At 72.1% G+C, this 21,582-nt stretch carries 2 protein-coding genes (1 of these 2 running past the window's edge); both read left to right on the top strand.

Translation table 11 applies throughout. The features are described 5' to 3' along the window. The first annotated feature begins 54 nt into the window (after positions 1 to 54). Positions 55 to 17,853, top strand: coding sequence for a non-ribosomal peptide synthase/polyketide synthase (locus ABZ420_RS15265; protein ID WP_357122325.1), 17,799 nt, complete (start codon positions 55 to 57; stop codon positions 17,851 to 17,853). After that, on the top strand, positions 17,853 to 21,582 hold the 5' portion of the coding sequence (locus tag ABZ420_RS15260; RefSeq protein ID WP_357122322.1) for a non-ribosomal peptide synthase/polyketide synthase. It continues 21,632 nt past the right edge of the window; 3,730 of the gene's 25,362 nt are visible here — the first part of the coding sequence; its start codon is at positions 17,853 to 17,855; the stop codon falls past the right edge of the window. The genes ABZ420_RS15265 and ABZ420_RS15260 overlap by 1 nt, the downstream gene beginning before the upstream one ends.

Genomic DNA, 21,582 nt, shown 5'->3' with positions numbered 1-21,582 from the left:
CGTGCTGCCCAAAAGCGTTCGGACAGCGGTTCTTTCGCCGAGTAGGAGGCTCTGGTGCACGATACGGAGTTGGGTGGGTACAGCGCGTTGCCGCAGCGTTCCGTCGAGCCGAAGCCGTCCCAGGCCGCACCCGAGCCGTTCGCCCTGGCGCCCGCCCAGCTCGGCGTCTGGTACGCGCAGCTGCTCGAACCGGACGTGCCGATCAACATCGCCCAGTACGTGGACGTGCGCGGCGAGCTGGATACCGCTCTGTTGCAGGAGGTCTCGGGCGAGGCGGCGCGCGAGTACGAGTCGGTGCTGGTGCGGCTCGGCGAATCCGGCGGCGTCCCGCACCAGTACGTCGACTTCGGGCTCTCGGTCGACATTCCGTTGATCGACCTGCGCGACCAGGCCGACCCGGTGGCCGCGGCGCACGACTGGATGCGCGCGGACGCGAGCGCGCCGGTCGACCTGCGCGCCGACCGGCTGTTCGCCGGCGCCGTGCTGCGCGTCGCCGAGCGCCGGTACTTCTGGTACCTGCGGGTCCATCACATCGTGCTGGACGGCTACGGCGCGCTGACCAACACCATGCGGGTGGCCGAGCTGTACACCGCCCGGGTGCTCGGCGCCGAACCCGAGGCCGTGCGGCCCGGGACGCTCGCCTCGCTGACCCAGGCCGAACTCGCCTACCGGGAAAGCCCCCGTTTCGAGTCCGATCGCGCGCACTGGGCGGGGCGGGTGGCCGGGCTGGACGGCGCGACCAACCTCGCCGGTCGCTGCGCGCCGCGCTGCGCGACCAACCGGATCGCCGGGCGAGCGCTCGCCCCCGAGCTGGTCGAGCGGATCGGCTCCCTTGCCGCGAGCGAGGATTCGACGATCGCGGTGGTGTTGCTCGCGGCGTTCGCCGCCTACCTCGGACGGCTGACCGACCGGGACGAGGCGGTGCTGAGCCTGCCGGTGACCGCGCGCACCACCGCGGCGCTGCGGCGCTCGGCGGGCATGCTGTCGAACATCGTGCCGCTGCGGTTGCCCGTCGGCGGGAGCTGGGGCGAATTGCTGCGCGCCACCCGCGTCGAGGTCGCGGGCGCGCTGCGCCACCAGCGCTACCGGCACGAGGACATCCAGCGCGACGCCGAGCACGTCGCCGGTCTCGCGCACCGGGGTTTGTTCGGGCCGCTGGCCAACATCATGCTGTTCCGCACCGATCTCACCCTCGGCGCGACCGTGGGGCGCTACCACGTGCTGTCCACCGGCCCGGTGGAAGACCTCGGCCTCAACGTCTACTACGGCGACCGGGACCGGGTGCATGTCGACTTCGAGGCCAACCCGCATCTCTACACCGCCGACGACACCGCGCGGCAGCACGCCCGGTTCCTCCGCTACCTGGAGCGCCTGGTCGCCACCGAGCCGGATACCGCGCTCGCCGCCGTCGACGTCGCGACCGAGCTGGAACTCGAGGTCAGCACCCGGATCTGGAACGAGACGGGTTTCGACGTGGAAGCGCGACTGCCGGACCGCTCGGCGGGCTCGGCTCCCATGGCGACGCTGGTGTCGATGTTCGAGGCGCAGGCGGCCCGCACGCCGAGCGCGGTGGCGTTGCGGGCCGCCGGTGCGCCGGACCTGACCTACCGTGAACTCGCGGAGCGCAGCCACCGGCTCGCGCGCGCGCTGATCGCGCTGGGTGTGGGACCCGAAACGGTCGTTGCGCTGCACCTGCCGCGCTCGCCGGAACTGGTGATCGCGATGTACGCGGTGCTCGCGGCGGGCGGCGCCTACCTGCCGCTGGACCCGGATCACCCGCCGGAGCGCACCGCGCACATCCTGGCCACGGCCCGTCCGGCCTGCGTGCTGACCGCGGGGGACGCTCATCCGCCCGTACCGACCGGCCTGCCGGTGCTGCGGGTGGACCGGGGCGATGAAGCCGTCGCCGCCGCGCCGGTGTGGGACCGGGAACGCGTCGCTGCCCTGCGACCCGAGCATCCGGCGTATGTGATCTTCACCTCGGGATCGACCGGTCTGCCCAAGGGCGTCGCGATCACCCACCGGGCGATCGTGAACCGGTTGGTGTGGATGCAGCAGACCTATCGACTATCCGCGAAAGACGTTGTACTGCAGAAGACTCCGGCGACGTTCGACGTGTCGGTGTGGGAATTCTTCTGGCCGCTGCAGATCGGCGCGACGCTGGTGCTCGCCCAGCCGGACGGGCACCGCGATCCCGCTTATCTGCGCCGGGTGATCGACGAATTCGGTATCACCACAGCACATTTCGTGCCGTCGATGTTAGCGGCCTTCCTCGCGGACCGGCATGACGCGTACCGTACGTCGCTGCGCACGGTGTTCGCCTCCGGGGAGGCGCTGCCCGCCGCGCTCGCCCAGCGGCTGCGCGCCCTGACCGGCGCGCGCCTGCACAATCTGTATGGTCCCACGGAAGCGGCGGTAGACGTCACCTTCCATGAAGTCACCGACACCGATACCCTCTCGGTGCCGATCGGCGCGCCGGTGTTCAACACCAGGCTCTACGTCCTCGATTCGCGGCTGCGGCCGGTACCGGTCGGGGCGCCGGGTGAGCTGTATCTGTCGGGGGTACAGCTCGCCCGGGGCTACGTCGGGCGACCGGAGCTGACCGCGGCGCGGTTCGTGGCCGACCCGTTCGGCGGCAGGCCCGCGCGGACGGGCGGCCGGATGTATCGCACCGGTGACCTGGTGCGGTGGACTCCCCACGGCGAACTGGAGTACCTCGGACGCACCGACTTCCAGGTGAAGCTGCGCGGCCTGCGCATCGAGCTCGGCGAGATCGAGGCCGTGCTCGGCCGGGTGGACGCGGTGGACCGCGCGGTGGTCGTACTGCGCGACGACGCGGGCGTCGGCGAGCAGCTGGTGGCCTACGTCGTGGAAGCGGAGCCGGGTGCGGTGCGCGTGGACCGGCTGCGCGCCGCGGCGGCCGAGGCGCTGCCCGGATATATGGTGCCCGCCGCCTACGTGGTTCTCGGCACACTGCCGGTGAACGCCTCGGGGAAGCTGGATCGCCGCGCGCTACCCGCTCCGAGCAGGGCTTCGACCGGCTACACCGCGCCCGCCACCGCCGTGGAGCTCGCGGTCGCGCGGGTGTTCGCGGAAGTGCTCGGTAACAAGCTGGTCGGTCGCGACGACGACTTCTTCGCACTCGGCGGAAACAGTCTGGTGGCCACGCAGGTCGCCGCCCGGCTGTCCGCCGACCTGAACTGCCCGCTCGGAGTCCGCGACGTGTTCGCCGCCTGCACGGTGGCCGAACTCGCCGCACTCGTCGAGCGGGCCGGTGGATCCGGCGGCGCGTCCTTGGTCGCGCAGCTGCGGGCACGGCCACGGCCGCCGCTGGTTCCGCTTTCTCCGGCGCAGCAGCGCATCTGGTTCCTCAACCGGTTCGAGCGATCCGGCGCGAGCTACAACATGCCGTTCGTGGTGCGCTTGCGCGGCGCGGTGGACCTCACCGCCCTGCGGCAGGCGCTCGAGGACGTGGTCATCCGGCACGAGGTGCTGCGCACGATCTTCCCCGCGCTGCTGCCCGGCGACAGCGGCGGCCCGGCCGCACGGCAGATCGTGTTGTCGGTGGCGGAGGTGGTGGGCGCGCCGGAGGCGATCGGCGCCGCCGAGCTCGACGGGCGCCTGAGCGCGTTCGCCGCGCGGGGCTTCGACCTGGAACGCGAGATTCCGCTGCGCGCCGCGATCTTCGCGGTGGACGACGGTGGTTACGCCCTCGCGCTGGTCCTGCACCACATCGCCGCCGACGGTCTGTCGCTGCGCGTGCTGGCTCGCGACGTGATGAGCGCGTACGCGGCGCGCCGCGGCGGCCTCGCCCCCGCCTGGGCCCCGCTACCGGTCCAATACGCCGACTACAGCCTCTGGCAGCACGAACTGCTCGGCTCCCCGGACGATCCGTTCGCGGCCACCCAGCTGTCGTTCTGGACCGGGACGTTGACGGGCGCACCCGACCAGCTCGACCTGCCCGCCGACCGCCCCCGCCCGGCGGTCGCCTCCGGCCGGGGCGCGGTGTTCGGCTTCGAGCTACCCGGCGAACTGGTCGCTCGGATGAGCGAACTCGCTCGCGCACAAGGCATCTCGACCTTCATGCTGACGCACGCCGCGCTGGCCGCGCTGCTGTCGCGACTGTCCGGCAGCGGCGACATCGTGATCGGCACCCCGGTCGCCGGTCGGGGCGAGCGCGCCCTCGACGATCTGATCGGCATGTTCGTCAACACCCTGGCACTGCGCACCCGGGTCGACGCCGCCGAGCCGTTCTCCGCTCTGCTGGCACGGGTCGGGGAACAGGACCTCGCCGCCTTCGGGAATGCCGAGCTGCCGTTCGAGCAGGTGGTCGCCGCGCTGGATCCGCCGCGCTCGCAGGCGCGTCACCCGCTGTTCCAAGTCCTGCTCGCCTTCGACAATGCCGAGCCAATCGCCTTCGAACTGCCCGAACTGTCGGTCGCCACCAGTACCCTGGACACCGGAGTGACCAAGCTGGATCTCCAGCTCACGGTCACCGAGAACTCCGCCGGCGCCGGACTCGGGGAAGGTTCGGCACCGGCGGGGGTTCCCGCGGAGTTCGGTTACGCCACCGATCTGTTCGATGAAGCCACCATCGCCGGCTACGCCCGCACGCTGATCCGCTTCCTGTGGGCGGCCACCGCGGATCCCGGGATCGCGGTAGGTGATCTGCCCCTTCTCGACCACGCGGAGCAAGCGCGCGCGCTCGCGGCGGGGCAGGCCGAGGCGGGCGCCCGAGATCCGGCGGCGACCTTGCTCACCGCCTTCGAGGCGCAGGTGCGGCGCACCCCGGACGCGGTCGCGGTACTGGACGATGAACGGCGGCTGACCTACGCGGAGTTCGCGGGCGCGGTCAACCGATTGGCGCGCAGGCTGATCGTCGCGGGCGTCGGCCCGGAGCGGACGGTCGTACTGGGCATGCGGCGTTCGGCCGACCTCGTGGTGGCCGCGTACGCGGTGCTGACCGCGGGCGGCGGGTATGTGCCGGTGGACCCCGACCAGCCCGCGGCCCGGATCGCGCAGGTGATCGCGGAGGCTCGCCCGGTTTGCGTGCTTGCCCGTTCCGGTGACGACCTGGGAGCGGAACTCGCCGATCGGTGCGCGCTCGCGGAGCGCCCGGCGACACCGATCATCACCGCCGACTCCCCGGATCTCGCGGACTACTCCGACGCCCCGGTCACCGACGCGCACCGCCTGGCCCCCCTGCACGCGTCCGGCGTCGCGTACGTCATCTTCACCTCGGGGTCCACCGGCCGTCCCAAAGGCGTCGCGGTGCAACATGACTCGGCGGTCGACCAGATCAGGTGGATCACGGGTGAATACCGGATCGATGCCGACGACGTGGTGCTGTTCAAGACCCCGGCCACCTTCGACGTCTCGGTGTGGGAGCTCTTCGCCCCGCTCACCTGTGGCGCGCGGATGGTCGTCGCCGCCCACGACGGGCACCGCGACCCCCGGTACCTCGCCGCGACCATCGCCGCGCACCGGGTCACGATGACCTCGTTCGTTCCGTCCATGCTCACGGTGTTCGCCGCCGCCGCGGCGCCGGAGGCGATCGCGTCCCTGCGCACCGTGCTGGTCGCGGGCGAGGCGATGACCGGTGAGGCCGCCGCCGCGTTCGCGGCGGTGAGCCCCGCGCGGCTGCACAACCTCTACGGGCCCACCGAATTCACCGTGCACGCCACGCACGCCCCCGTCGACCCGGCCGCGAGCGGTCCCGCGCCGATCGGGCGTCCGGTGCCGGGCAGCCGGGCCATGGTCCTCGACGCGCGGCTGCGACCGGTTCCGGACGCAGTGGTCGGCGAGCTGTACCTGTCCGGCGCGCAGCTGGCGCGCGGCTATCACGGCCGCGCCGATCTGAGCGCGGAGCGTTTCGTCGCCGACCCGTACGGGCCGGCGGGCAGCCGGATGTACCGGACCGGCGATCTGGTGCGTCGCCGCCGCGACGGCGCGCTGGAGTATCTGGGCCGCGACGACTTCCAGGTGAAGCTGCGCGGCCAGCGGATCGAACTCGGCGAGATCGAGGCCGCCCTGCTCGCCATGGACGACGTGCGCGCCGCGGCGGTGCGGGTCGTCGCGCAGCCGTCCGGCGAGACGCTGGCCGCCTACGTGGTCGGCGCCGTCGCGCCCGAACGGCTCGCCGCGGAGTTGACGCAACGGCTGCGCCGGGTGCTGCCCTCGTACATGGTGCCCACCGCGTACGTCCCGCTGGAGGCCATGCCACTGACCGCCTCCGGCAAGCTCGATCGCCGGGCGCTGCCGGATCCCACGCCGGTCACCGAGACCTTCCGCGCGCCCGGCACGCCGCAGGAGCGGACCGTCGCCGCGGTGTTCGGGCAGGTGCTGAGCGTCGATCCGGTCGGCGCGGACGACGACTTCTTCGCACTGGGCGGGAATTCGCTGGTCGCAACGCAGATCGCGGCCCGCCTCGCGGACGCGCTGGACACCGAGGTTCCGGTGCGGGCGCTGTTCGAGTATCCGACCGTCGCGGCGCTGGCCGCGCACCTGTCCGGCGGCCGCCGGGCGCGTAACCGGGGGCAGCTGGTCGCCGGGCCGCGCCCCACGCTGGTCCCACTGTCCTACGCGCAGCAGCGCATGTGGTTCCTGAACCAGTTCGACGCGGCGTCGGTGGCCGACAATCTGGTCGCCGCCATCCGGCTGCGCGGCGAGCTCGAGCAGACGGCGCTGGCCGAAGCGGTCGCCGACGTGCTCGCCAGGCACGAGTCGCTGCGCACCATTTTCCCCGCGGCGGAGGGTGTCCCGTATCAACTGGTGCTGCCGGTCGGCGAGGCGCGGGTCGAGCTGGTCGTGGAAACGATCGGCGCGCAGGCACTGATGCGGCGGGTTCGCGAAGTGGTGGTCACGCCCTTCCGGGTGGATCGCGAGCCGCCGGTGCGCCTGGTACTGCTGCGCCTCGGCCACAACGAACACGTGCTCGTCGTCGCGCTGCACCACATCGGCTCCGACGGCTGGTCGCTCGCGCCGCTCACCCGTGATCTCATGCGCGCCTACCATGCGCGCCGCGCGGGCGTCGCACCCGACTGGACGCCACTGCCCGTCCATTACGCCGACTACGCGCTGTGGCAGCGGGCGAGCCTCGGCTCCGAGGACGACCCGGATTCGGTACTGGCCGAACAGATCCGGTTCTGGCGGGGGGAACTGGCCGGTCTGCCGGACGTGTCGGCGCTGCCGACCGATCGACCGCGCCCGGCCGCCGCGTCGGGTCGCGGCGCGCGCCACGCCTTCACCATCGATGCCGCGACCCTGCGCCGGTTGCGCGAGATCGCGGACGGGGCGAACGCCTCGCTGTTCATGGTGCTGCACGCCGCGTTCGCCACGCTGCTGGCCACACTGTCCGGGCAGCGGGACATCGTGATCGGCACCCCGGTGGCCGGTCGCGGCGACCGCGCGCTCGACGACCTGGTCGGCATGTTCGTCAACACGGTCGTGCTGCGCGCCGACGTCCGGGCCGATCTGACGTTCACCGACTTGGTCGCGGCGGTGCGCGATCGCGACCTGGCCGCCTTCGCCCACGCCGACGCGCCGTTCGAGCGCTTGGTCGAGGTGCTCGCGCCGGAGCGGTCGGCGGCCAGGCATCCGCTGTTCCAGGTGATGCTCGACTTGCAGAACACCGCGCGGACCGAACTCGAGCTGCCCGGCCTCACCGCGACCGGACTCGATATCGACACGGGCACGGCCAAATTCGATCTGCACCTGTCCGTGGCGGAAGCGGCGGACGGTTCCGGGCTCGCCGCGGTATTCGAATACGCGACCGATCTGTTCGACCCCGCCACCGTCGAGGCGTTCGCGTCGCGCTTGCACCGCGTGCTCGACGCGGTGGTCGCCGATCCGCGGGTGTGCCTCGGCACGATCGATGTGCTGAATCCCGGCGAACGCGCCCTCGTCCTGGACGCGTGGAACGCCACCGGGCACCCGGTGGACCGGGCCGCGACGCTGGTGTCGCTGTTCGAGGCGCAGGCGGCCCGGACGCCAGAGGCGATCGCGCTGAGGTTCGAGGGCGAATCGCTCAGCTACGCCGAGTTCGCGCGCCGGGTGCACCGGATGGCCAGGCTGCTGGTGTCGGTCGGCGTGCGTCCGGAGAAGCCCGTAGCGGTGGGCATGCGTCGGTCGGCCGATCTCGTGGTGGCGCTGTACGCGGTGCTCGCGGCGGGAGGAGCCTATGTCCCGATCGATCCGGAGCATCCGGCCGAGCGGGTCGCCGACGTCTTGCGGACGGTGCGTCCGGTCTGCGTGCTGACCCGCTCCGAGGACGGGCTCGAGCTGCCCGATCCGGCCACCGGCGGTGGGCTGTGGGCTGTGCTGGATGTCGACTTGTTCGACACCGAGGACTACGCCGGGGAACCGTTGACCGATGCGGACCTGCTCGGGACGGTCACCACGTCGAATACGGCGTATGTGATTTTCACGTCGGGTTCGACGGGTCGTCCGAAGGGCGTCGCTGTCTCGCACGCCGCGATCGTCAACCGCCTGGTGTGGATGCAGACGGCCTACCGGCTGATCGGCGCTGATGTGGTGTTGCAGAAGACGCCGGCGACGTTCGATGTGTCGGTGTGGGAGTTCTTCTGGCCGTTGCAGGTCGGTGCGCGTTTGGTGGTGGCGAAGCCGGATGGGCATCGTGATCCGGCCTACCTGGCGGAGGTCATCAGCGCCGAGAAGGTGACCGTCACCCACTTCGTGCCGTCGATGTTGGCGGTGTTCGTGGCGGATGCTGCTGCCGCACGGTGTGATTCGTTGCGGTTGGTGTTCGCTTCGGGTGAGGCGTTGCCGCCGAAGCCTGCGCATCGTTTGCGTGAGTTGACCGGTGCGGCGTTGCACAATCTGTACGGTCCGACCGAGGCGGCGGTCGACGTCACTTTCCATGAGGTCGTGGATGCTGATACCGAGTCGGTGCCGATCGGTGCTCCGGTGTTCAACACGCAGGTGTTCGTGTTGGATGCGCGCCTGCGTCCGGTGCCGGTGGGTGTGGCGGGTGAGTTGTATCTCGCGGGTGTGCAGCTCGCGCGGGGTTATGTGGCGCGTCCGGATCTGACGAGTGACCGGTTCGTGGCCAACCCGTATGGGGAGCCTGGTGGGCGGATGTATCGCACGGGTGACTTGGTGGCGTGGACCGAGCACGGTGAATTGGAGTATTTGGGCCGTACGGATTTCCAGGTGAAGTTGCGTGGTCTGCGTATCGAGCTGGGTGAGATCGAGCAGGCGCTGACCGGCCTGGAGGAGGTCGCCCAAGCGGTCGTGGTCGTGCGCGATGACGCCGGAACCGGTGAGCGCCTCGTCGCCTACCTGATCGAAGCGCCCGGCGCGCGAGTCGACCTCGGCGCGGTCGAAGCGACGCTCACCCGGCGGTTACCGGCGTACATGATGCCCTCGGCATACGTCGTGTTGACCGAGTTCCCGGTCAACGCCTCCGGCAAGCTGGACCGCCGCGCGCTGCCCGCGCCAGCGGTCGAGTCCGCGCGATTCCGTGCGCCCGCGACACCGGTACAGAAACTCGTCGCCGCCACGGTCGGTGAGCTGCTCGGCGTCGACCGGATAGGGCTGGACGACGATTTCTTCGCCCTCGGCGGCAACTCGCTCACCGCCGCCCGGCTGGTGGCCCGGCTCGGCGCTGCGCTCGACACCCGACTGCCGGTGCGGGCGCTGTTCGACGCGCCGACGGTCGCCGCGTTGGCCGCGCGGGCCGAATCGCACCGCGGCGATGGCGGTCGGGCACCGCTGCGCCCGCTCCCGCGGCCGGACCGGATTCCGCTGTCCCCGGCCCAGCAGCGCATCTGGTTCGTCAACCGCTTCCACGCCGACGGGCAAGCAGGCGCGATCGACAACATCCCGGTCGCGCTGCGGCTCTCGGGTGATCTCGACCCCGCGGCGATGACCACGGCCTTGGCCGATCTGGTGGCCCGGCACGAGACCTTGCGCACCGTCTACCCGGACGGCCCCGATGGGCCCGAGCAACGGGTCCTGCCCTCCACCGCGCCTGACGTCCCGGTAGTGCGGGTGACCGAAACGGCACTGCCGGAGAGGCTTCGGCAGCTGGCCGCCGCGCCGTTCGATCTGGTGACCGAGACACCCCTGCGCGCAGTGGTGTTCGTGATCGACGACGCGGCGCAGGAGTATGTGCTCGCCCTGGTGCTGCACCACATCGCCGCGGACGGATTCTCCCTCGGACCGCTGGCCGAGGATCTGATGACCGCCTATCTGGCGCGCCGCGCCGCCGCCGCGCCCACATGGGACGCCCTGCCGGTGCAGTACGCCGACTACACGCTCTGGCAGGCCGATTCCGCCGACGCCGAGCGGCAGCTCGACTACTGGCGCAGCGCCTTGGACGGCCTGCCGGAACAGCTCGAGTTGCCCACCGACCGTCCGCGCCCGCCGGTCTCGTCGCACCGCGGCGCGACACACCGCCTGCGCATCGACTCCGATCTGCACAGCGAACTGGGCGAGCTGGCGCGCAAGCGGGAGACCACGCTGTTCAGCACGGTGCACGCGGCGCTGGCGGTGCTGCTGGCCCGCCTGTCCGGCGGCTCGGACATCGCGATCGGCACCCCGGTCGCCGGACGCGGCGACGCGGCGCTGGACCGGCTCGTCGGCATGTTCGTCAACACGCTGGTGCTGCGGACCGCCGTCGACTCCAGAGCCCGCTTCGAGACCGTGCTGGACAAGGTGCGCGACCAGGACATCGACGCGCTCTCGCACGCCGACGTGCCGTTCGAACGTCTCGTCGAAGCGCTCGCGCCCACCCGCTCGCGCAACCGTCATCCGCTGTTCCAGGTGGCGCTGAGCTTCCAGAACTTCACCCTGCCCGAGTTCGAGCTGCCGGGCCTGCGGGTGAGCGCGCAGGAGTTCGACGCGCCGGTCGCCGAATTCGACCTCCAGTTCACCGTGCTGGAGTCCAACGACCGGGACGGCCGCGCCGACGGCATGCAGGTCGAGATCCGCTACGCCACGGACCTTTTCGACGCATCGGCGATCGCCGTGCTCGGCAGGCGGTTCACCCAGGTGCTCGCCGCCATCGCCGCCGATCCCACGGTGGTCGTCGGTGACATCCAGTTGCTCAGCGCCGAGGAACAGCACCGCGCGCTGTACGAATGGCCGGTCGGCGGGGACGACGTCGCCGATGTGGCAGGCAACCTGGCCGAGCGTTTCGCGCGGGCCGCCGCGCTGGACCCGGACGCCGTCGCGGTGCGTGACGGTGCGCGGTCGCTGTCCTACGCCGAACTCGACGAGTGGTCCAATCGGTTGGCGCGGCGGCTGGCGGCCGCGGGTGTCGGGCCGGAAACGCTGGTGGCCGTCGCGCTGCCCCGCTCGGCGGAACTGGTGGTCGCCCTCCTCGCCGTGCTCAAGGCGGGCGGCGGGTACCTGCCGATCGACCCGGCCTACCCGGACGACCGGATCGAATACGTCCTCGACGACGCCCGCCCGATCTGCGCGATCGCCGGAGCCGCCACCGAGTTGCCGCGCGGCTGGTTCGGCGGACCGGTGATCGACGTCGACGCGCCGAACCTCACGGAGTTCAGCGGCGCGCCGGTCACCGACGCGGACCGGCGCGCCCCGCTGCATCGCGCACACGCGGCCTACGTCATCTACACTTCCGGCTCCACCGGCAGGCCCAAAGGTGTTGTGGTGCCGCATCGCAACGTGTTGCGGCTGCTGGACAACACGCGGCGGCGCTTCGGTTTCGGGCCGGCGGACGTGTGGACCTTGTTCCACTCCTACGCCTTCGACTTCTCCGTGTGGGAACTGTGGGGCTCGCTGTCGACCGGCGCCACGGTGGTGGTGGTCGACTACTACACCTCACGCTCGCCGCAGCAGTTCCGCGATCTGCTGATCGCCGAGCGGGTCACCGTGCTCAACCAGACGCCGTCGGCGTTCTACCAGCTCGTCGCCGCCGACGCGGCCGGACCGGAAGCCGAATTCGCCCTGCGCACCGTGATCTTCGGCGGTGAAGCGCTGGAGCCGCAGCGGCTGGCCGGTTGGTTCGCCCGCTATCCGGACGCGCCCCGCCTGGTGAACATGTACGGCATCACCGAGACCACGGTGCACGTGTCCTATCGCGAGATCGACCGGCACACCGGGTCGTCGAGCGTGATCGGTACGGCGCTGCCCGGACTGACCGTTCGCCTGCTCGACGACCGGTTGCGGCCCGTGCCGGTGGGTGTGCCGGGGGAGATCTACGTGTCCGGCGGCCAGTTGGCGCGCGGCTACCTGCACCGTCCCGCCCTGACCGCCGCCCGCTTCGTCGCGGACCCGTACGCGGGCGACGGCTCGCTCACCTACCGCTCCGGCGATCTGGCCCGCTGGACCTCCGAAGGTGAGCTGGAGTACCTCGGGCGCGCCGACCAGCAGGTGAATCTGCGCGGCTTCCGTATCGAGCTGGGCGAGATCGAGGCCGCGCTGCTCGACGCGTGCGACGCGGTGCGGGAGGTGGCCGTGGTGGTGCGCACCGACCTGGTGGACGAACCGCGCATCGTGGCGTACGTGGTGGCCGTGGACGACTCGGACGACTCCATCGATGCCGCCGCGCTGCGGCAAGCCGTGGCCTACCGCCTGCCCGAGCACATGGTGCCCGCCGCGATCGTGCCGGTGCGACGAATCCCGTTGACCGTCAACGGGAAGCTCGACCGCGCGGCCCTGCCCGCGCCGCGGTTCGAGTCGACCGTCTACCGGCCGCCGTCCACACCGAGCGAACGCGTCGTGGCGGAGGTGTTCGCCGAAGTGCTCGGCTCGGCACGCCCCGTGGGCGCCGACGACGACTTCTTCGCGCTCGGCGGCAGCTCCCTGCTGGCCGCCAAGGCGGTCAGCCGAATCGGCGCGGCGCTGGGCCGGACGGTCGGGGTCCGGGCGCTGTTCGAAGCTCCCCGGGTCGCGGACCTGGCCGCCGTGGCGAGCACGGTGGCCATGGGCGGCACCCGGCCCGCGCTGCGGGCGGCGCCGCGTCCGGAGCGGATGCCGTTGTCGCCCGCGCAGCAGCGGATGTGGTTCCTGAACCGGTTCGACCCGTCCTCCACCGCCTACAACATTCCGGTGGCCCTGCGGCTGGCCGGGCGGCTGGACGTGGCCGCGTTGCAGGCCGCGCTCGGTGACGTGGTCGCCCGGCACGAGGCGCTGCGCACCCGTTATCCGCAGGTCGACGGCGAACCGGTGCAGTTCATCGCCGACGCCGCCGACGCCACCCCGGAGCTGCGGCCGATCGACATCGCGGAAGACGAGGTGCCGCGGCGCATTCGGGAGCTGGCCGAGACGACCTTCGACGTCACCGCCGAGGTCCCGCTGCGGCTGCGGCTGCTGCGGGTGGTCAGGGCGGGTGCGCGTCCCGCGGACGGGCACGGTGAATTCGTGCTGGCCGGAGTGCTGCACCACATCGCCGCCGACGGCTCGTCCATCGCGCCGTTCGTGCGGGACCTGATGCTCGCCTATATCGCGCGCCGCGACGGCACGGCGCCGGAGTGGACGCCGCTCGCCGTGCAGTACGCCGATTACGCCCTGTGGCAACGCGCCCTGCTCGGCGCCGAGGACGACCCCGATTCAATGGCGGCCCGCGAGATCGCGTTCTGGAGCGAGACCCTCGCCGGGCTGCCCGACCAGCTGGCGCTGCCCACCGACCGCCCCCGTCCGGCGAAACAGACCCTGCGCGGGGACAAGGTGCCGCTGACGATCGGCGCGCGGCTGCACGCGGATCTCGTCGCGCTCGGCAGGCGGCACGGCGCGACGCTGTTCATGGTGGTGCACACCGCGTTCGCGGTGCTGCTCGCGCGCTGGTCCGGCGCCGGTGACATCGCCATCGGTACGCCGGTGGCCGGGCGCGGCGCGGCCGAACTCGACGACGTCATCGGGATGTTCGTCAACACCCTCGTGCTGCGCGTCGGCGTCGACGGCGGCGAGCCGTTCGCCGGACTCCTGGCGCGGGCGCGGGCCGCCGACCTCGCGGCGCTCGAGCACGCCACCGTGCCGTTCGAGCGCCTGGTGGAAGTGCTCAACCCGGTGCGCTCGACCGCCAGGCACCCGCTGTTCCAGGTCGGCTACTCGTTCCAGAACCACGAGCGTGGACAGCTGCGGCTGCCCGGCCTCGAGGTCGACGAACTCGACTTCGACAACGGCGTGGCGCAATTCGACCTGCACCTGTTCGCCGTGGACGCCTACGACGCCGACGGCGCGCCCGACGGCATCGAGCTGGCCCTGCGTTACGCGACCGATCTGTTCGAGCGGCCCACCGCTTTCCGGTTCGCCGCACAGCTGCGCAGGGTGCTGGAAACGGTCGCGGTCCGCCCGGACCTACCCGTCGGCGACATCGATCTGCTCGGGACCGACCGGTCGCTGGTGCTGGCCGAATGGAACCGGACCCGGCAGCCGGTCCCGCGTGCCACGCCGGCGGATCTGATCGCCGCGCAGATCGCGCGCACCCCCGGGGCGGTCGCGCTGGTGGACGCGACGACCGGAGCCGAGCTGCGCTACGCCGAGTTCGGCGAACAGGTGAATCGATTGGCGCGCAAGCTCATCGCGCACGGTGTCGGCCCGGAGTCGACGGTCGTGCTGGCGATGCGCCGTTCGCCGGAACTGGTCGTCGCCATGTACGCCGTGGTGTGCGCCGGGGGCGCGTACGTGCCCATCGATCCGGACCATCCCGCCGAGCGAATCGCCCACATCATGTCCACCGCCGCGCCCGCCGTGCTCTTGACCACCTCGCGCGACGGCTTACCGGCCGGAACGAACCGCACGGCAATGGAAGTCGACCGACTCGACCTCGCCGAATTCGCCGCGACCCCGATCACGGACGCGGAGCGGGTGCGGGCACTGCGTCCGGAGCATCCGGCCTATGTCATCTTCACCTCCGGCTCGACGGGCCTGCCCAAGGGGGTGACGATCCCGCACGCCGCGATCGTGAATCAACTGGCCTGGATGACCGGGGAATTCGGTCTCGGGGCGAACGATCGCGTGCTGCTGAAGACGCCCGCGACCTTCGACCTGTCCGTGTGGGAGTTCTGGTCTCCGCTGGTGACCGGAGGACGCCTGATCATCACCGCACCCGGCGCGGAACGCGATCCGGACCAGCTGCGCGCGCTGCTGCGCCGCCACGGCGTGACCGTGCTGTACGCCGTTCCCGCCTTGATCGGCATGCTGCTGGCGGTGGAGCCGGGAGCCGCGCTGCCGGAAACCCTGCGCCGCGTGCTCGCCATCGGCGAGGCGCTGCCGCCCGCCACGGCCGCGGACTTCCTGCGCCGCCACCCCGCCGGGACCGCGCTGGACAACCTCTACGGTCCCACCGAGGCGGCGGTGTCGATCACCGCGTTCCCGGTGCGCACACCGCCGGAGCACACCGTCCCGATCGGGTCGCCCGTCTGGAACAGCCGGGTCTACGTGCTGGACGCGCGATTGCGGCCCGCGCCGATCGGCGTGCCGGGGGAGTTGTATCTCGCCGGCGCGCAGCTGGCGCGGGGCTACCAGCGGCGTCCGGCGCTGACCGCGGACCGCTTCGTGGCCGATCCGTTCGCGGTGGAACTCGGCGCCGCGGCGGGCGAGCGGATGTACCGCACCGGCGACATCGTGCGCAGGCGTCCCGACGGCACGCTGGAATACCTGGAGCGCGCCGACTTCCAGGTGCAGATCGGCGGCTTCCGCATCGAACTCGGCGAGGTGGAGGCCGCTCTGCGGCGACAGCCCGGGGTGAGCGCGGCGGTCGCGGTGGCGCGGGCCGACGAACGCGCCGGTACGCGGCTGATCGCGTATGCCGTTGTGCCCGAAGCGGATCCGGAGTCGTATGCCGACTCGGGCGTTTCGCTGCGTACGGGCGTGGCCGCGCAGCTGCCGGGGTACATGGTGCCCGCCGCCGTCGTCGTGCTGGCGGCGCTGCCGCTCACCGCCAACGGCAAGATCGATCGCACCGCGCTGCCCGAACCGGTGTTCGCCGAGGCGGCTTCCCGCGCACCGGCCGGTGCGCTGGAGCGGCTGGTCGCGGATGCGTTCGCCGAGGTCATCGGCGTGCAGACGGTGAGCGTGGACGACGACTTCTTCGCCAGGGGCGGCAACTCCCTGATGGCCACCCGGCTCGCGGCCCGGCTCGGCGCGGCGCTGGGCGGCCACGTCCCGGTGGCCGCGGTGTTCGACGCGCCGACGCCCGCCGCGCTCGCCGAGCGTCTCGCGCACAGCGAGCGCGGCGCGGCCCGGCCCGCGCTGGTCCGCCGCGCGGATACCGGGCCGGTGCCGCTCGCGCCCGCGCAGCAACGTATGTGGGTGCTCGACCGGCTCACGCCGGACTCCTCGGCCTATCACATCCCCGCGGCGCTGCGGTTGCGCGGCGAGCTGGACGTTGCGGCGCTGTCGGCGGCCGTCGGCGATGTGCTCGACCGGCACGAGACGCTGCGCACCAGGTACCCCGATTCCGAAGCGGGACCGGTCCAAGAGGTCGTGGCCGCGTCGCCGGTCGACCTGACGCCGATCCCGGTGACGCAAGCGGAACTGAATACGCGCATCGCGGAATTCGTCTCCCTCGGATTCGATCTCGCCGCCGCGCCGCCCGTGCGCGCCGCCCTGTTCGCCACTGCCGCCGACGAACACCTTCTGGTCGTCGTGCTGCACCACATCGGCGCGGACGGGTATTCGATCGCGCCGTTGACCGCCGACCTGGTGCGCGCCTACCTGGCCAGATCCGCCGGTCACGCGCCGGAGTGGGCCCCACCGGCCATCCGATACCGCGACTACAGCGCCTGGCAGCACGAGTTGCTCGGCGATCCCGCGGATCCGGACAGCCTTTTGGCCCGCCAACTCGCCTTCTGGCGAACCGAATTGGCCGCGGCGCCGGAATCGCTGTCCCTGCCCACCGACCGCCCGCGCCCGGCGCGCCGGGACATGCGGGGCGCTACCGTCGTCCGCGAGATCGACGCCGAGCGCACCGCCCGGCTGGAACGACTGGCCCGCGAACACGGCGGCACGCTGTTCACCCTGGTGCACAGCGCGCTCGCGGTGCTGCTGGCGAAGCTGTCCGGCGCGGGGGACGTCACGGTGGGCGTCCCGGTCGCCGGGCGCGGCGTCCGCGAACTGGACGAGCTGGTCGGCATGTTCGTCAACACCGTGGCGCTGCGCACCGAGGTCGACCCGCGCACGAGCTTCGGCGAACTGCTGCGGCAGGCCACCCGGCGCGATCTGGCGGCGCTCTCGCACGCGGACGTCCCGTTCGATCAGGTGGTCGATGCGCTGGGCGTCACCCGTTCCGGCTCGCACGCGCCGCTGTGCCAAGTGCTGCTCACCTTCCAGAACATGCCGCAGGCCGCCGTGGAGCTGCCCGGACTCGCGGTCGAGGCGGTCGATCTCGCATCGACGGAGGCGAAATTCGATCTACAGGTCACCGTGCTGGAGCGGTCCGGCGCCGGTCTGGAGCTGCGCGTCGGATACGCGACGGACATCTTCGACGAGCCGACCGCGCGGGCGTTCGGCGACCGGTTGCTGCGCGTGCTGGAGACGGTGGCCGCGGATCCGGCGGTGACCGTTCGCGCGATAGACATCCGGTCCGCGCGCGAACGGCGGCCGAGGCCGACCGCGACGGATCTGCCCGCTCTGATCGCTCGGGCAGCGCGGGCCGCGCCCGGCGCGCCAGCGTTCGAGCACGGCGATCGGTGGGTCCGCTTCGGCGAACTCGACGCGAAGCTCGCGACCGTCGCCAGGGCCATGGGCGCGGCGGCCAAACCCGAAGCCCTCATCCATGTCTCGCTCGCCGGGCTGGTGCCCGGCCTGCTCGCCGAACTCGGTGGCAGTGGTCTGTCGGCCTTGCTGCGCACCCTGGCCGCCACCGCCGAGGCGCTGCTCGCCGACTCGGCGCGGGCTCTCGATTCGGAAGGAAACCGCTGATGACCCACGCAGACGCCGTCCGCCGCGCCTACGGCATCGACGACCTGCCCGGCCTCATCGCGACCGTCGCCGGACGGGAGCCGCACCGGGTGGCGCTGCGCCACGGCGAGGTCACCGTCACCTACGCGGCGCTGGCCGCGGAACTCGCGGCGCTGTCGGAGATCATGAGCGCGGACTCACTGGTCCCCGTCGTGGTCTCCGGCCTGCTGCCAGCCCTGCTGGAGTCCGGTGACGGCGCGCTCGGCGCGGTGCTGGACGCACTGCTCGAGGACGCGCTCGCCGCCGTGCCCGATGCCACGACCACCGCCGCCGCACCGGTCGAGACGCTGGTGAGCCTGTTCGAGGAGCAGGCACGCCGCACCCCGGACGCGATCGCGCTCGACTACGCGGGCGTCACCCTGACCTACGCCGAATTCGACGGCCGGGTCAACGCGCTGGCCCAGCACTTGACCGGACGCGGCGTCCGGCCGGACACGCTGGTGGGCTTGGCGGTCCGGCGCTCGATCGACCTCATGGTGGGCATGTACGCGATCCTGAAGGCGGGCGGTGCGTACGTGCCGATCGACCCGGATCATCCGGCCGACCGCATCGCCTACGTGCTCGCGGTCGCCGATCCGGTGCTCGTGCTGACCACTACCCACGACGAACCCGACTTCGGGCGTCCGGTCGAGGCGCTGCGGATCGATGAGTTCGCGGGCCCGCCCGCACCGGAGGCCCCCGCGGTCACCCGGTCGGCCGACGACACCGCCTACGTGATCTTCACCTCCGGCTCGACCGGCAGGCCGAAGGGCGTCGCCGTGTCACATCGCTCGATCGTGGCGAATCTGCGCTGGCGGCAGCGGATGTACCGGCTGCGCGCCGACGACGTGGTGTTGCAGAAGACGCCGTTCACCTTCGACGTGTCGGTGTGGGAGTTCTTCTGGCCGTTGCAGGTCGGCGCCCGGCTGGTCGTGGCGGAGCCGGACGGCCATCGCGACCCGGCCTACTTGGCGCGCGTGATCGGCGAGCGCGCCGTCACGGTGGCGCATTTCGTGCCGTCCATGCTCGCGGTCTTCGTCGCCGAGCGGCGCGCGGCCACGGTGGACTCGCTGCGGCTGGTCTTCGCCTCGGGCGAGGCGCTCCCGGCCGCCACCGCCGCGGCGTTCCGCGACATCTGCGGCGCGACCCTGCACAACCTGTACGGGCCCACCGAAGCCGCCGTCGACGTGACCGCGCACGAGGTGACCGGCGCGGACGTGGCCGGGGTGCCGATCGGCGTCGCGGCCGACGACACGGAGTTACTGGTGCTCGACGACAGCTTGCGCCCGGTGGCCCGCGGTGTCGTCGGCGAGCTGTACCTGGCGGGCGTGCAACTGGCCCGCGGCTATGTGGCCCGCCCCGGCCTGACCGCCGAGCGATTCGTCGCCAACCCGGAGGGCCCGGCGGGGGAGCGGATGTACCGCACCGGCGACCTGGTGCGCTGGGCGTCCGGCGCGGAGGGCGGCCCGGACGAACTGGAATACCTGGGCCGAAGCGACTTCCAGGTGAAGCTGCGCGGCCTGCGGATCGAACTCGGCGAGGTCGAGGCGGCGCTGTCGCGTCATCCGGCGGTGGCCCAGGCGGCGGTGACGCTGCACCGGCAGGCCAGCGGTGATCATCTGGTCGGTTATGTCGTCGGTGACCCCATCGACGCCACCGATGTGCTCGAGCACGTCCGGCGCGAGCTGCCCGAGTACATGGTGCCCACCCTGCTCGTCCCGCTGGACGCGATGCCGCTGAACGCCAACGGGAAGCTGGACCGCCGGGCGTTGCCGGAGCCGGAATTCGGTTCCGGCGCACCGGCCTATCGGGCACCGGAGACCGAGGCGCAGGTGGCGGTGGCCGCGGTCTTCGCCGAGCTGCTCGGCCTGCCACGGATGGGCGCCGACGACGATTTCTTCGCGCTCGGCGGCAATTCGCTGCTCGCCACCCGCGCCATCGCCCGGATCGCCGCGGCCCTCGGCGCGACCATCGACGTGCGTGACTTCTTCGACCGCCCGACCGTGGCCGCGGTGGCCGCGGTGTCGCGTCCCGGCCCGGCGCGCCCGCCGCTGGTGGCGGGACCGCGCCCGGAGCACGTTCCGCTCTCGCCCGCGCAGCGGCGCATGTGGTTCCTCAACCGGTTCGACGCCGACATCGAGCAGGCCCGCGACCTGGGCGCCGCCGCCGTGGACAACATCCCGGTCGCGTTGCGCCTGCGCGGCCCACTGGAGGTCTCCGCGCTGTCGGCGGCGATCACCGATCTGGTGGCCAGGCACGAAGTGCTGCGCACCGTGTATCCGCAGACCGCCGACGGGCCCGCGCAATCGGTGCGGCGGGTGCACGCGGTGTTCGACCTGACGCCCGCCGACGTGCCGGAGGACCGGCTGGTCGCGGTGATCCGGCGGGCGGCGGGGCAGGGCTTCGACGTCGCCGAGGAGATCCCGGTACGAGTGCGCCTGCTGCGCTGCGGGCCCGAGGACCACACGCTGGTGCTCGTCGTCCACCACATCGCGGCGGACGGTTTCTCGCTCGGTCCGCTGATGCGCGACCTGACCACCGCCTATGCCGCGCGGCGCGAGGGCCGGGCGCCGGAGTGGGCTCCGCTGTCGGTGCAGTACGCCGATTACGCGCTCTGGCAGCAGCGGGTGCTCGGCGCGGAGACCGACGCGGACTCCGTGGCCGCGCGCCAGCTCGCCTTCTGGCGCGCCGAATTGGCCGGTCTCCCCGCGCAATTGGAGCTGCCCGCGGATCGGCCGCGCCCGCCCGCGGCCTCCTATCAGGGCGCGACCTACGAGTTCGCCCTCGACGCCGCCCTGCGCGCCGAGGTCGAGGCGGTCGCGGCGCGCGTTCGCACCACGCCGTTCATGGTGCTGCACGCCGCGCTGGCGGCCCTGCTGGCCCGGCTGTCGGGCACCGCCGACATCGCGATCGGCACGCCGGTCGCGGGCCGGGGCGAGGCCGCGCTGGACGATCTGGTCGGCATGTTCGTCAACACGCTCGTGCTGCGCACCGAAGTGGACGGCGCGCGCAGCTTCGCCGAGTTCCTCGCGTATGCCGCCGACCGCGACCTGCGCGCCTTCGCACACGCCGACATCCCGTTCGAGCAATTGGTGGAAGCGCTGAATCCGGCGCGGTCGGCCGCGCGCCACCCGCTGTTCCAGGTCGCGTTGTTCATGCAGAACATCGGGCCGATCGCGCCGGCCATGCCCGGTCTGGACGTCGAGCCGGTCGACTTCGATCCCGGTTTCGCGAAGTTCGATTTGCAGCTCACGGTCTCCGACGCCGCCGACGGATATCGCGCCGAATTCACTTATGCCACCGACTTGTTCGACGCGACGACCGTACGGGAGTTCGCGGCGAAGTTCGTCCGGCTGCTGCGTGCGGCGGTGGACGCCCCGGACGCCCCGGTCGGCGATCTCCCGCTGCTCGACGCGGGCGAACTGGACTACGTCACCGCGAGCTGGAACGCCAGCGGGCACAAAGTGCCGGACCGTTTCCTGCACGAGGGCTTCGACGCGCAGGTACGCCGCACGCCGGACGCCGTCGCGCTGGTCGCCGGTACCGAGCGGTTGAGCTACACCGAGCTGTCGGACCGGGCCGACCGGCTGGCCAGGATGCTCATCGGGATCGGCGTCGGCCCGGAGGCGCTGGTCGTGCTGGCCCTGCCGCGCTCGATCGAGCTGGTCGTGGCCATGTACGCGGTGGCGCGGGCGGGCGGTGCGTACGTCC

It is taken from the genome of Nocardia sp. NPDC005745 (genome assembly GCF_040630775.1).
GTDB lineage: Bacteria > Actinomycetota > Actinomycetes > Mycobacteriales > Mycobacteriaceae > Nocardia.
The sequence above is the reverse complement of the archived record's forward strand: the minus strand, read 5'-3'. Positions and strand labels throughout refer to the sequence as shown.